The 12,862-nt window shown below is 68.5% G+C and carries 11 protein-coding genes and 6 tRNA genes; 7 read left to right on the top strand and 10 right to left on the bottom strand.

Features of this window, described 5'->3' with window-relative positions; genetic code table 11:
• Positions 1 to 70: 70 nt before the first annotated feature.
• From EQ874_RS10130 to EQ874_RS10095, 8 genes are all read right to left on the bottom strand, one after another.
• Positions 71 to 1,123, bottom strand: a complete 1,053-nt coding sequence (locus EQ874_RS10130; protein ID WP_129976668.1) for an NUDIX domain-containing protein — start codon at positions 1,121 to 1,123, stop codon at positions 71 to 73.
• Positions 1,120 to 2,247, bottom strand: coding sequence for a glycosyltransferase family 4 protein (locus tag EQ874_RS10125; RefSeq protein WP_129976667.1), 1,128 nt, complete (start codon positions 2,245 to 2,247; stop codon positions 1,120 to 1,122). Before EQ874_RS10125 ends, EQ874_RS10130 begins: the two co-directional genes overlap by 4 nt.
• Positions 2,248 to 3,150: a phosphatidylinositol mannoside acyltransferase gene (locus EQ874_RS10120; RefSeq protein WP_064064973.1), complete on the bottom strand. Its 903-nt coding sequence runs from the start codon at positions 3,148 to 3,150 to the stop codon at positions 2,248 to 2,250. It abuts the gene before it with no gap.
• Entirely contained in the window at positions 3,147 to 3,818 is a 672-nt protein-coding gene (pgsA, locus tag EQ874_RS10115; protein WP_064064974.1) for a phosphatidylinositol phosphate synthase, read from the bottom strand. Before pgsA ends, EQ874_RS10120 begins: the two co-directional genes overlap by 4 nt.
• A gap of 145 nt (positions 3,819 to 3,963) precedes the next feature.
• Positions 3,964 to 4,485 carry an HIT domain-containing protein gene (locus EQ874_RS10110; protein ID WP_051017579.1) on the bottom strand — a complete coding sequence of 174 codons (522 nt, stop codon included), beginning with the start codon at positions 4,483 to 4,485 and terminating at the stop codon, positions 3,964 to 3,966.
• A gap of 59 nt (positions 4,486 to 4,544) precedes the next feature.
• Positions 4,545 to 6,611 carry a threonine--tRNA ligase gene (gene thrS, locus EQ874_RS10105; RefSeq protein WP_064064975.1) on the bottom strand — a complete coding sequence of 689 codons (2,067 nt, stop codon included), beginning with the start codon at positions 6,609 to 6,611 and terminating at the stop codon, positions 4,545 to 4,547.
• 142 nt (positions 6,612 to 6,753) lie between these two features.
• Positions 6,754 to 7,368, bottom strand: coding sequence for a DUF742 domain-containing protein (locus EQ874_RS10100; RefSeq protein WP_129976666.1), 615 nt, complete (start codon positions 7,366 to 7,368; stop codon positions 6,754 to 6,756).
• A gap of 239 nt (positions 7,369 to 7,607) precedes the next feature.
• Positions 7,608 to 7,679 (bottom strand) — tRNA-Val (locus EQ874_RS10095).
• A 354-nt stretch (positions 7,680 to 8,033) separates the two neighbouring features.
• Between EQ874_RS10095 and EQ874_RS10090 the strand changes: the two genes are divergently transcribed.
• The 5 genes from EQ874_RS10090 (at position 8,034) to EQ874_RS10070 (ending at position 8,496) form a co-directional block, all read left to right on the top strand.
• Positions 8,034 to 8,106 (top strand) — tRNA-Gly (locus tag EQ874_RS10090).
• Positions 8,107 to 8,131: 25 nt separating this feature from the next.
• Positions 8,132 to 8,202 (top strand) — tRNA-Cys (locus tag EQ874_RS10085).
• Position 8,203: 1 nt separating this feature from the next.
• A tRNA-Val gene (locus tag EQ874_RS10080) sits at positions 8,204 to 8,278 on the top strand.
• A gap of 50 nt (positions 8,279 to 8,328) precedes the next feature.
• Positions 8,329 to 8,404, top strand: a tRNA-Gly gene (locus EQ874_RS10075).
• Positions 8,405 to 8,424: 20 nt separating this feature from the next.
• Positions 8,425 to 8,496 (top strand) — tRNA-Val (locus EQ874_RS10070).
• A gap of 128 nt (positions 8,497 to 8,624) precedes the next feature.
• Here the strand turns inward: EQ874_RS10070 and EQ874_RS10065 are convergent.
• On the bottom strand, positions 8,625 to 9,086 hold the full coding sequence (locus EQ874_RS10065; protein ID WP_242496706.1) for a 2-isopropylmalate synthase: 462 nt from the start codon (positions 9,084 to 9,086) through the stop codon (positions 8,625 to 8,627).
• A 412-nt stretch (positions 9,087 to 9,498) separates the two neighbouring features.
• Between EQ874_RS10065 and EQ874_RS10060 the strand changes: the two genes are divergently transcribed.
• The gene (locus EQ874_RS10060; RefSeq protein WP_129976664.1) at positions 9,499 to 10,050 is read left to right on the top strand and encodes a GNAT family N-acetyltransferase; all 552 of its coding nucleotides are present in this window, start codon (positions 9,499 to 9,501) and stop codon (positions 10,048 to 10,050) included.
• Between the two features lie 43 nt (positions 10,051 to 10,093).
• Here EQ874_RS10060 and zapE read toward each other — a convergent pair whose 3' ends face one another.
• Positions 10,094 to 11,107, bottom strand: a complete 1,014-nt coding sequence (gene zapE / locus EQ874_RS10055; protein WP_064064979.1) for a cell division protein ZapE — start codon at positions 11,105 to 11,107, stop codon at positions 10,094 to 10,096.
• A gap of 165 nt (positions 11,108 to 11,272) precedes the next feature.
• Here zapE and EQ874_RS10050 point away from each other — a divergent pair, with 165 nt between their 5' ends.
• Entirely contained in the window at positions 11,273 to 12,832 is a 1,560-nt protein-coding gene (locus EQ874_RS10050) for an alpha/beta fold hydrolase (protein WP_207213521.1), read from the top strand.
• The last annotated feature ends 30 nt before the right edge of the window (positions 12,833 to 12,862 follow it).

Below are 12,862 nucleotides of genomic sequence, written 5' to 3'. Positions count from 1 at the left end.
GAACCGTCCAGTTCCGCACACTGGCCCGCACGTGTACACCCTCGGCATGACCGAAATGCTCCTGGCGACGTCAGTGGATCGCGCGGATCTCCGGTTGGCGTCGCCGCGCCGCGATCTGCCGCGCCTCGTCGAGCAGCTCGGGCAGATCCTGCGGGTAGACCGCGTTTCCGGACCGCACGAGCGCCTGCAGGTCCTCGTCGTCGAACCAGCGATGCTCGAGGCGCATGCGCCGCTCGAGATCGGTGAAACCGTCGTCGGCGGGTTCGAACGACGGCACCCGCACCGCGAAGAACAACTCCTCCGAATGCAGGACCTCCCCGTTGAACGGGAACACCGCCACACGCCGCCACATCGGCCCGCACAGGTGGTCGCGATCGACGTGGAGGCCGGTCTCCTCGGCGATCTCCCGGAGCGCGGCCGTCGCCAGGTCCTCGCCACCCTCGACCGCGCCGCCGACCGTGAACCAGAAGTGCCGCTCGGGCGCCGCCGGGTCGTGTCCGCGCAGGAGCAGGACCCGGCCGTCCTCGTCGAGCAGCACGACCCTGGCCGATGTGCGTGCCCGATCCGGAATCGGAGTGGTGCGGTCGGCAGGTACGGGCGCGGCGGCGGGAGCGGTCGCGACCGCACCCGCGCGCTCGGCGATCTCGAAGTAGGTGGGTAGCGGCGCGGTACCGCCGAGATGCAGCCAGCGGACCGGCCGACGGCGACGCAGCGCCAAGGTGTCGCGCACCGCGTCGTTGTGGAAGCGACGGGCGATGAGGACCCGCGCCTCCGCGTCCGCGAGTTCGGCTACGAGCTGGGGCCGCAACCGGCCGGTCTCGAGCCGTGCCAGGGCCGCCGACAACGCGTTCTCGGCTTCCTCGCGCCGAGTACGGTCGGCCCGCTCGGCGGTGTCGGCGAGCAGTGCGAGGGCGCGTCCCTCCGGCACCGGGATCGACGCCGCGATGCTCCGCACGACCACCGCGCGCCGGGCCAGGGCCGCGTCCAGAGCCTGCCAGGACAGGTCCGAGCGCACGTGGAGGCGGTCGAGGCGGTTGGCGGTGGAATAAGCCCATACACCGATCGCTACGACGACAGCGGCCACCAGCGACAGGATCAGGATCGTCACCGCGCTGAAGGTCACGACCGGACCTCCCGGACCGGACCGGCCCCGACGGTGACGGTCTCGTAGACCCGCAGGATCTGGTCCGCGACCACCGGCCAGTCGTAGGCCTCGACCACTGTGGATCCGAAGTCGACCAGTGCCTGCCGGCGGTCGTCGTCGTCGAGGACCTCGAGGATGCCGCGTGCGAGCGCGTCGGCGTCGCCGACCGGGACGAGGACACCCGCCTGCCCGTCGCGCAGCACCCGGCGGAAGGCGTCGAGCTGGGAGGCGACGACGGCCGTCCCCGCGGCCATGGCCTCGACGAGCACGATACCGAAACTCTCACCACCGAGGTTCGGCGCGCAGTACACGTCGGCGCTGCGCATCGCGGACGCCTTGTCGTCGTCGTCGACCTGCCCGAGGAGGCGCAGGTGCCGGAAGTAGCGTCCGGCTTCCTTCCGCAAGCGGTCCTCGTCGCCCCGGCCGACCACGAGAATCTCGATATCGGGGTGACGCGCGACGAGAGCGGGCAGCGCGCCGAGCAGAACCTCCATGCCCTTGCGGGATTCGTCGTACCGGCCGAGGAACAGCACGGTGCGGCCCGCTCGCGGGTAGCCGGGCAGCAGCGGGGCGTGCCGGAAGAACGGCACGTCGACGCCGTTGGGGATCTCGACCGCGTCGGCACCGAGGGAAGTGACCTGCCACCGCCTGGCCAGCTCGGAGACCGCGATCCGGCCGCTGATCTTCTCGAGATAGGGCTGCAGAACACCCTGGAAGGTGCTGAGCACCAGCGATTTCGTCGTGGATGTGTGGAAGGTCGCCACGATCGGTCCCTCGGCCACCTTGAGCGCGAGCATCGACAGGCTCGGCGCGTTCGGTTCGTGGATGTGGAGGACGTCGAAGTCGTTGTCGTTGATCCAGCGGCGGACCCGCGCGTAGGAGACCGGCCCGAAGCTCAGTCGCGCGACCGACCCGTTGTAGGGAATGGCGACGGCGCGGCCCGCGGAGACGACGAAGTCGGGCAGGGCCGTCGTCTCGGACGCGGGTGCCAGCACGCTCACCTCGTGCCCGCGGCCGATGAGGACCTCGGCGAGATCCACGACATGTGCCTGTACTCCGCCCGGAACGTCGAAGGAGTACGGGCAGACCATCCCGATCCTCACCTACGCCTCCATTCGGGCGCGGCGGGCCTCCGACAGATCGTCGAGCCACAACGGTTGCAGCATGTGCCAGTCCTCGGGATGTGCGGCGATGTTCGTGGCGAACCGGTCGGCGAGGATCTGCGTGGCCGCGTCGAGCCCGACGCTCACGTCGATCTCCGGATCCACGCGGAACCCCCAGCCGTCCTCGGTGAACCAGCAGTGCACCGGTAACAGAGCTGCGCCGGTGTCGATGGCAAGTTTCGCCGGTCCGGCGGGCATCCGGGTCGGTTCGCCGAAGAAGGTGACCGGGACTCCCTTGCGGGCGAGGTCGCGTTCTCCGAGCAGACACACGATCCGGTTGTCACGCAGCCGCGCAGCCAGCTCCCCGAAGGGCGGTGTCTCGCCGCCGCTCGACGGGAAGATCTCGAACCCGAGCCCCTCGCGGTACTCGAGGAAGCGCCGGTAGAGGGATTCCGGCTGCAAGCGTTCCGCGACCGTCGTCAATCCCCCGAAGTAGCGGACGCACCACACCCCGGCGAGGTCCCAGTTCCCGCTGTGCGGCAGGGCGAGGATCACACCGCGACCGGCGCCCAGCGCCGCCTCGATGTGCTCGCGGCCCTCGATGGACGCATCGATCGACGCCGCCGTCGCGTCGAGATCCATCGACGGCAAGCGGAACGCCTCACGCCAGTAGCGAGCGTAGGACCGCACCGAACTGCGGATCAGCTCGTCGGGCACCTCGTGCGGTTGCACCCCGAGCACCCGCCCGAGATTGCGTCGTAATTGCTGCGGTCCGCCGCCGCGGCGTGCCGCGACGTCGGCGCCGGCGTCGAACAACCGTCGCGCGACGCCGTCGGGCAGTGCCCGGACCAGCCGCCAGCCGCCCGCGTACGCCAGATCGGATGCGTTCTCGGCGAAGCTCACTGCGTTCCCCCGTCGTCCCGGGGAGCGGTGTCACTGCTCCCGGCCGGCGTGAGGGGGAGCAGTTCGCGCGCCCCTTCGGAGTTGCGGACGGCGAGCACCCGCTGGAAGACCGTGATCACCGATCCGACGACGAGCAGCCACATCGCGATGTGGATCGCCCAGTCGAGGCCGAGTCCGGTGAGGCCCGCTCCCACGAGCACGATCACGAGCCGGTCGGGACGCTCGATCAGGCCGCCGTCGGCGGACAGTCCGCTCGCCTCCGCGCGTGCCTTCGCATACGAGATGACCTGCGAGGTCACCAGACAGAGCAGGGTGGCGACGAACAGCGGACGGCTCTGCTCGTGGTAGACCGCCCACCACGCGAGACCGGCGAAGATCGCGCCGTCGGCGATCCGGTCGCAGGTCGCGTCGAGGACCGCGCCGAACCGGGTTCCACCACCGCGGGCCCGCGCCATCGCGCCGTCGAGCATGTCGAACATCACGAACAGCCAGATGACCATCGCGCCCCAGAAGAGGTACCCCATGGGGAACAGGGTCACGGCGGCGGCGACCGTGGCGACGGTGCCGACCAGGGTGACCGCATCCGGAGTCAGGCCGGTGCGGATCAAGGCCTTACCGAGCGGCGCGGTGACCTTCGACACCGACGCACGCCCGAAGAAGCTCAGCATCCCGCGACCCCTGTCTTCCCGTCCGACCGTTGTGTCCGGAATCCGATCCTGCCACGAGTCGAGCCGAAGATGCGCGGGTGGCTCGCTGCAGATCTGCAGGCGACACCGGGGGTGCGCTGCGATCTCGCCGGCTCGGGACGCGCCCTCACTCGTCCCATGCCGAGGCGAGCAGCGCACGGGTGTCGCGCAGCAGCTGCACCATCACCTTCGACCCGCCGAGGACCGTGATGAAGTTGGCGTCGCCACCCCAGCGCGGCACGACGTGCAGGTGCAGATGTTCGGCCAGCGAACCTCCTGCCGCGGCACCGAGGTTCAGGCCCACGTTGAAGCCGTGCGGACGCGACACCCGCTTGATGACCCGAAGCGCACGCTGGGCGAACTGCATGAGCTCGGCGCTCTCGTCGGGCGTCAGATCCTCGAGATTGGCGACCCGGCGGTACGGCACGACCATCAGGTGCCCCGGGTTGTACGGGTACAGGTTGAGCACCGCGTACACCGTTTCGCCGCGAGCGACGACGAGACCTTCCTCGTCGGACATCTTCGGGATGTCGGTGAAGGGTTCGTACGGCTCGTCGCGACCTCGCGGGGACTCGGTGATGTACGACATCCGGTGCGGCGACCACAGGCGCTGCAGGTGGTCGGACTCCCCCACACCGCGATCGACCATCGACGCGGGACTGTCGTCGGTCGCGGGGATGTCGGCCGGCCCCGGAGTGCGATCGCCCGTCACGACGTACTGCCTTCCCCACCGGAACCGACGAGCTCGGCGGTGGGCGAGGCGTTCTCGCGGCGGCGGACCCATTCGGTCACGATCCGCACGGCCTCGTCGACCGGCACGCCGTTGACCTGCGTGCCGTCGCGGAAACGGAAGCTGACCGCGCCCGCCGCGACGTCGCGCTCACCGGCGAGCAGCATGAACGGCACCTTCTGCGTGGTGTGGGTGCGGATCTTCTTCTGCATACGGTCGTCGGAGACGTCGACCTCGGCCCGGATCCCCTGAGCCTTCAGCTTGCCCACGACGTCGAACAAGTGGTCCTCGAAGTCCGCGGCCACAGGAATGCCCACGACCTGGACGGGCGAGAGCCACGCCGGGAAGGCACCGGCGTAGTGCTCGGTGAGCACGCCGAAGAACCTCTCGATCGACCCGAAGAGCGCCCGGTGGATCATGACGGGCCGGTGTTTCGCCCCGTCGGTGCCGGTGTACTCGAGCTCGAATCGCTCCGGCAGATTGAAGTCGAGCTGGATCGTCGACATCTGCCAGCTGCGACCCAAGGCGTCCTTGACCTGCACCGAGATCTTCGGACCGTAGAAGGCCGCACCGCCCGGATCCGGGACGAGGTGCAGACCCGAGGCCTCGGCGACCTCACGCAGGGTGTCGGTCGCGACGTCCCACAGCTCGTCGCTGCCGACGAACTTCTTGGGATTCTTCGTCGACAGTTCGAGGTAGTAGTCGTCGAGCCCGTAGTCCTTCAGCAGGTCGAGGATGAACTTCAGGACGCTGGTGAGCTCGTCGCGCATCTGCTCCGGGGTGCAGAAGATGTGCGCGTCGTCCTGCGTCATGCCGCGCACACGGGTGAGTCCGTGGATCACACCGGACTTCTCGTAGCGGTAGACGGATCCGAACTCGAACATGCGAAGCGGCAGCTCGCGGTACGAGCGGCCTCGCGACCGGAAGATCAGGTCGTGCATCGGGCAGTTCATCGGCTTGAGGTAGTAGTCCTGACCCGGCTTGCGAACCGTGCCGTCCTCGTTGAGCTCCTCGTCGATGTGCATCGCCGGGAACATGCCGTCGCGGTACCAGTCGAGGTGACCGGAGACCTCGTAGAGGTGGCCCTTGGTGATGTGCGGCGAGTACACGAACTCGTAGCCGGCCTCGACGTGGCGCTGACGCGAGTAGTTCTCCATCTCCTGGCGGATGATGCCGCCCTTCGGATGGAAGACCGGCAGTCCCGAGCCGAGCTCGTCGGGAAACGAGAACAGGTCGAGTTCGGTGCCGAGCTTGCGGTGGTCGCGGCGCTCGGCCTCGGCGAGGAGTTCGAGGTGCTCGTCGAGCGCCTCGGTGGACTCCCAGGCCGTGCCGTAGATGCGCTGCAGGCCGGCGTTGTCCTGGTCGCCGCGCCAGTACGCCGCGGAACTGCGCGTGAGCTTGAACGCCGGGATGAACTTGGTGGTGGGCACGTGCGGGCCGCGGCACAGGTCCTTCCAGACGAGCTCACCCGTGCGGGGGTTGAGGTTGTCGTAGATGGTCAGTTCCTTGCCGCCGACCTCCATCACCTCGGGGTCGTCGATGCCCGACTTGTCGTCGATGAGTTCGAGTTTGAAGGGTTCGTCCTTCAATTCCTCGCGGGCGTCCTCGAGGCTGTCGACGACGCGACGCGAGAAGCGCTGGGCATCCTTGACGATCTTCTTCATCCGCTTCTCGAGCTTCGCGAGGTCTTCCGGCGTGAAGGGACGCTCGACCTGGAAGTCGTAGTAGAAGCCGTCGCGGATGGGCGGGCCGATGCCGAGCTTCGCCTCCGGGAACTCCTGCTGCACGGCCTGTGCGAGCACGTGGGCGGCGGAGTGGCGGATGACGCTGCGGCCGTCCTCCGTGTCGGCGCCGACGGCCTCGACCTCGACGTCCGATTCCGGCGTCCACGAAAGATCGTGCAGCGTGCCTTCGGAGTCGCGGACGACCACGATCGTCTCGGGTCCCTTGGTGGGCAGACCCGCGTCACGGACCGCCGCGCCCGCAGTGGTCCCCGCGGGCACCCGGACGATCGTGGCTGGTTTCGCGGATGCGGGCGTGGTCACTGTGACGGACTCCTCGGCTCGATGCCTGATACGTGGTCGTCGCCGGGCGCGTGCTGCGGTCGACGATCGCGAGCACACGGCAACTTCATCATGCTATCGACATCCGCCCGGGCAGCGAACACAGGGAGCCGAGCGGAGAAACTCAGAGGTGGTTGAGACCCGTCAACACCCGTTCGAGCAGTTCGACGTTCGGTCCCACCTTGTCGGCCGTGCGGTGCACGGTGATCTCGCCGGTCGCGGCGAGATCACCGACCAGCACCCGGGCGACACCGAGCGGAATCCGGGCCAGTGCCGCGATCTCCATGATCGATCGGGGTTGGGCGCACAACGTCAGGATGAGGCGATGCTCGTCCATCGCCGGACCGGACTCACTGCCCATCGCGGAGGGGACGGCCGACACGAGCGCTTCGAGAGGCAATTCGACCTCGGCTCGGGTGCGTCCCCCGCTCCGCACGAACGGGCGCACGAACGACGACGTCTCTGGCTGGTTCATGTCCTCGATTCCCACACTGGTCCCGGTGCCCGCAATCCGGTCGGCCGACCGCGCTGCGTGGATCTGCTGCGCCCCCTCGACCGATCGCGTTGCGGGCCGGTTCACCTCGGTCGCCGCGACCTCGTCGACGACGAGGTCCGGCTCGTGGTGATTCCGTACCGGCACGGCGTGATCCGCCGGCCGCCGACGTCGACGGGACCGACCGGATCCGAATCTCGCACCGGTCGCCCCCACGACCGGCCATTCGCTGTCCGCAACGCTCATCCGGACGTGTCCTCCTCGACGACCACGATCCTGCCATCACTACGCACACTTCGGCCACAAGCACCACAGCTGTGCCCCCACGCCACCTGTGGACGAGGCCCACGCGGACCGTTGGGTTCGAAGGAATATGCGCGCGGGGGCAGCCGGCCGACCGGGCGCCACGCACGCGCTCCACGATGTCATCCGGGTACGAAAAAAGGCACCCTGGTAAGGGTGCCTTTCGTCACTGTCGATCTCTGTGGTCCCGGCTGGGATCGAACCAGCGACCTCCCCGGTGTGAACGGGACGCTCTTCCACTGAGCCACGGGACCGGGCCGCTTCGCAGCGGCTCGAACGAGATGGAACACTAACACGCTCCCGTCATGAAGACGAATCGCCTGGTCGCGGCATTTCCGACCGCAGCCTCACGCGCGTGCACGCGAGCGGGATGTCGGCCCTCGGACACCGGAGGGGGTCGGACGGACCGTCCCCGGTCCGAGACACCGAGAGGGCGCGACAGCCGGCCCCCGGAGCCCCAGCGACGCCCGCCGAAGGGGTCATCGGCCGGTCACCTTCGCGAAATCTGCCGGTTTTCTGCCGTTGACCTGCGGATTTGTGCGTTTCGTAGATGCTCGGCTACTGTTTTGAACCGCACCACGGAGAGCACGACGCCGAGCGGTGCGAATGCGGATGTAGCGCAGCTGGTAGCGCATCACCTTGCCAAGGTGAGGGTCGCGGGTTCGAATCCCGTCATCCGCTCGAGAGGTTGGACTCGACCTTTTACGGTGGAGTGGCCGAGTGGTGAGGCAACGGCCTGCAAAGCCGTGCACACGGGTTCGATTCCCGTCTCCACCTCGCGCGATTAGCTCAGCGGGAGAGCGCTTCCCTGACACGGAAGAGGTCACTGGTTCAATCCCAGTATCGCGCACCAGGTTCGACCAGCACGTGGGTCGATCCGGTTCACCGAAAGAACGTGCACATGCGGATGTAGCGCAGCTGGTAGCGCATCACCTTGCCAAGGTGAGGGTCGCGGGTTCGAATCCCGTCATCCGCTCCACTCCGGCGATCACGATGCCGGCGCGATTAGCTCAGCGGGAGAGCGCTTCCCTGACACGGAAGAGGTCACTGGTTCAATCCCAGTATCGCGCACAGAAGATGAAGGCCCCCTTCGAATTTCGAAGGGGGCCTTCATCCGTTCGGGCCGGGATCCGGACCGGCGGCGGGCCGGAGCGCGGGTGATCCGGTGCGGAGGCACTCCCCGCACCGGACGGGGCGCGTCATGCGCCGAGCTTGTTGATCCCCGCGACCATCGCTCGCAGCGACGACTCGTTGCCGGTCTCACCCGTGCCCATCACCCATGTCGTGTGCTCGCCGGAACGGCACAGCAGGAAGGTCGCGGACATCTCGCCGAGGTCGTACCGATGGAACGACAGGATCTCGATGTTCAGCCCGAGGTCGTACAGCATCGCAGTCATCGCGGCGATCGGTCCGCAGGTCGTGGCGGATGCGGTGTGGATCGTATCGCCGATCGCGATGGTCGCCTCGAATGCGCTGCGACCCGCCCCCAGGGCGGTTGCCGACCAGCCACCGAGCCTGACGGGGCCGGGCCGGCCGCCGTAAGCGGATTCGAACTCCGCCCAGGTCATGCCGGTGGTTTCCTCGCGCAATCCCCGAGGAAGTGCACGCCCGTATCGGGCGAGGAACGGATCGGTGGCGCCCGTGGCGCCGAAAGGGAACATCGGAGCAGATCCGGAGGAAGAGGTGAAGGCGTTCATCGTTCGTAGTGGTCTTCCACGAGAAGGAAGGACCGACGCGTAGCTCAACGACCCGCAGCGAGGGGTCGGTCCGAATCAGACCCCGCTACGGCGGTGAACTACGAGTACGCGCTTCATAGCCGCGACGGTACAACGCACCGACATTTCGTGCAAGTCGCACGCACGAACTCGTGTGACGCAACCGTGACCGCCCTGGCTGGAACCTGAGGGATCCCTCATGTAGCGTGGATGGTGCCATCCCCCCGATGGTGTCGAACCCCAGCCATGACCCCCCATCCAAGGCTGGGGTTCAGCCATATCCGGGCCCTTCTCCGCATCGCATCGGTCCTGCGGGGCGTGTGCCGAATCGTGTCGTCCGGGTGCTTCACTGGTGTGCATGTCCATGCCACCACTCGAAGAAGCGGTCTCCGTCGACGAGGCGGGAATCTGGGATGCCGAAGCGATCGCCCAGGTTGCAGCGGCCACCTTCCCGCTCGCCTGCCCTCCGGATGCCGCCGAGGACGACATCGCCGAGTTCATCGAGCGAACCCTCAGTGCGGAAAAGTTCGCCGAGTACCTGTCGTCTCCCGAACGCATCGTCCTCGAGGCGCGCGCGGGCGGTGAGATCGTCGGTTATCTGATGGCAGTGGACGCCGCCCCCGAGGATCCCGCGATCGACGCCGTGATCACGGCGCGGCCGGCGATCGAGATCAGCAAGCTGTATGTGATGCCGGGTCATCACGGCGCCGGCGTGTCCACGGCGCTCATGGAGGCGATCGTCGCGCGAGCTCGTGCGCTCGGGCGGGCCGGACTGTGGCTCGGAGTCAATCAGGAGAACACGCGCGCCCGTCGCTTCTACGAGAAACAGGGATTCGTGGCGGTGGGCACGCGCACGTTCGTGGTGGGCGCACGGACACACGACGATTTCGTCATGCAGCGCGCCCTGTGACGGGCGAGGGACCCCGGCGAGCGGGTGCGCGCCGGGTTCCCGATCAGCCCGCGGCGACCTCGAAGCGGGACAGTGCCAGCAGACGGGACGTCGCGCGCAGGTACTTCTTGCGGTAACCACCGGCGAGCATCTCGGGCGTGAAGATCTCGTCGAGCTTGGCTCCGGAGACCGTCACCGGGATGCTCGCGTCGTACATCCGGTCGGCGAGGACCACCAGACGCAGAGCCACCGACTGGTCCTTCGCGGGGTGGACGCCTTCGAGGAAGACCGCGGGGACACCCTCGACGAGTTTGCCGTAGCGGGAGGGATGCAGGGTGCTCAGGTGCGCGCACAGTTCGTCGAAATCGTCGAGCGTGGCACCCGGAATCGTGTCGGCGCGCTCCACCAGCTCGGCCGAATCGACCGGGTCGGGCGCGGGCGGCAGGTCGCGGTGACGGTAATCGGGACCGTCGACGCGGAGCGTCTCGAAGATGGACGCGAGCTTCTTGATCTCGCGAAGGAAGTCCTGGGCCGCGAACCGGCCCTCGCCGAGCTGGCCGGGCAGCGTGTTGGAGGTCGCGACGATCGAGACCCCGCGGGCCGACAGTTCGGTCAGCAGACGGGAGACGAGCATGGTGTCGCCCGGATCGTCGAGCTCGAACTCGTCGATGCACAGCACGCTGTGGTTCGACAGTTCTTCGACGGCCTTGTTGAACCCGAGGGCACCGACCACGTGGGTGAGTTCGACGAAGGTGCCGAAGGCCTTGGGTGCGGGTGCGCTGTGGAAGATCGAGGCGAGCAGGTGGGTCTTGCCCACGCCGAAGCCGCCGTCGAGATAGAGACCGGCACCCTGCGGCTGGGAGCGGCGACCGAACAGTCCCCGCTTGCCGCCGCGGATCTTCCCGATCTTGCCGACGAACTCCGCGGCGGTCGTCACCGCGGCCGCCTGGCTCGGTTCGTTGGGATCCGGAATGTACGACTCGAAGCTCACCTCGTCGAACATCGCGGGGGGCACCATCTGCGCCACCAACTGGTCTGCAGGCACCACCGGATTGCGATCGACGAGACGTTCGTGCATCAGCCCAGGGTACGACCGCATCATGCTCGAATCCTCACCCGAATCCGGAATGCGACCTACTTCACACGGCGTTCACCCCGCCGTCACGCTGCGGGAGGATACTTCCGGTCGGGCCGTCCACCACCGGTTGCACGCCGTCGTGGCCGAACCTGGCAGGCTGTGCGCATGCGCAGATCGGGAGTGATCGCCGCGATGTGGATCACGGTTGCCGTGGTGTCGACCGCGTGCGGAGCAGGCCCGTCGATACGTCCCGACGTCGCCGTCGTACGGGACGATCCCGGTGTCGCCGTGGATCGGCCCTCGCAGGACGAGGCCACGGTGCCCGAACTTCCGGTGCCGTCGGCCGAACCGGCCTGGCGGGACTGCACCGGAGAGACCCTGTCCGCCTTCGATGCACCCCCGGGTCCTGCGGGTCTCGTCCTCGAGTGCGCGGAGGTCGTCGCACCGATCGATGTGGCCGGAACCGTGACGGGCACCTTCCCCTTGGCCGTCATGCGTGCGCGACTGGCGGACACTCCCACCGACGCCGCTCCCCTGGTGCTCACGACCGGCGCCGACACGGCGTCGACACGCGCACTCACCGGCATGGCGACCGGTCCGATGTCCGGTGCACTGGCGATGCGTCCGATCGTCGCGGTGGATCGTCGCGGAATCGGCAGCTCGCTCGCGATCGACTGCATCTTTCCCGCTGATCGCCGCGGTCTCGGCGACCTCGGCCAATTCGGCCGCACCGGCGATGCACCCGATCGGGTCGCCGACCTCGGCCGTCAGGCGACCGTCTCGTGCACCGACTATCTGCAGCCTCAGCAACTGATGTTCGGCGCCTCGCACGCCGCCGACGACATCGAGCGTCTCCGCCAGGCGTGGGGGGTGGACCGGATCGGTCTGCTCGGAGTAGGGAACGGTGCGACCGTCGCACTCGCCTACGCTGCGGCGTATCCCGGTGCGGTCGGCCGGCTCGTCCTCGACTCCCCCGCCGCGGCCACCGCGGACGCGGAGCTCATGGCCGAGTCGCAGGCCCGTGGCGCGGAGGCCGCCGTCGACGCCTTCGCCCGTCGGTGCGCCGCCCTCGACTGCGCGCTCGGAGACGATCCCCGCGCGGCGATCGAGGAACTGCACGAGCAGGCGGCCGCGGGCGAGCTCGCGCCGGTCTCGGCCAACTCCTTCCTCACCGCCCTGACGGGGGTCCTCGGCACTCCACGCGCCGATCTGCAGGCCCGCGTCCGCGAAGTCGCGGACGTCCTCGCAGCGGCGCGGGGCGGTGACGTCATGCCGCTCATCGAGCTGGTCGGTGCGGCCGAGGCAGCGCTCTCGACGGACGGCCAGTTCGTCGCGCGGTGCAGCGACGGACAGCGGTGGCCGACCCCGACCCACGCGGGCGATCTCGCGAAGAGCTGGTCCACGCTGTACCCGCTGTACGGAGCGGACCTCGCGACGGGCCTGACGGCGTGCGCGGCCTGGCCGAGCCTGCCGGCGCCCCCGCTTCCTGCCGCGCTCGACGTGCCCGTGCTCGTCTCCTCGGGCGCCGCCGACCCGATCGTGGGTAACGCCGGGGTGGAATCGGTGACCGGTGTACTCACCGCGGGTGGCATCGCCTGGGCGTCACTGTCGTGGCAGGGCGCCGGCTACTCGGCGGTCCTGCACTCGGGATGCGTGCAGGCGCGGGTGGAGACCTATCTGTCCGACGGAGAACTTCCACCCAACGGGAGCCTGTGCCCCGCGTGACATCGCGGGGCACCGGCCAGGGCGTGTGCG

The organism is Rhodococcus sp. Q1 (assembly GCF_004153645.1).
GTDB lineage: Bacteria > Actinomycetota > Actinomycetes > Mycobacteriales > Mycobacteriaceae > Rhodococcus > Rhodococcus gordoniae.
This window is presented reverse-complemented; position numbering and strand designations above follow the sequence as displayed.